1 protein-coding gene is annotated in these 301 nt (G+C 45.2%); it reads left to right on the forward strand.

Annotated elements, in window-relative coordinates; all coding sequences use genetic code 11:
• Positions 1–301: hypothetical protein (locus DMB65_RS21935; RefSeq protein WP_133249528.1), on the forward strand; the 301-nt coding region annotated here is incomplete at both ends.

Below are 301 nucleotides of genomic sequence, written 5' to 3' on the forward strand. Positions count from 1 at the left end.
CAGCGGGAACATATACAGTTTGGATAAAAGATGCCAACGGTTGTACTTCTCCATCAGCAGCGGTAACGGTTTATCCACAGCTGACAGCAAGTGCAGCTGTAACCAGAGAGCTTAGCTGTTCACCAACGACGCCAGATGCCCAGATTACCCTTACGGTTTCAGGGGGCAGAACGGCTTATACTTATGAGGTTTCAACAAATGGCGGTACTTCATACACAGGTATGGCTACTAACGTTTATACAGCATCAGCAGCAGGTACTTATACATTCAAAATTACAGATGCAAATAGCTGTACAGTTAC

The organism is Flavobacterium cheongpyeongense (assembly GCF_003202435.1).
In the GTDB taxonomy this organism is placed as follows: domain Bacteria; phylum Bacteroidota; class Bacteroidia; order Flavobacteriales; family Flavobacteriaceae; genus Flavobacterium; species Flavobacterium cheongpyeongense.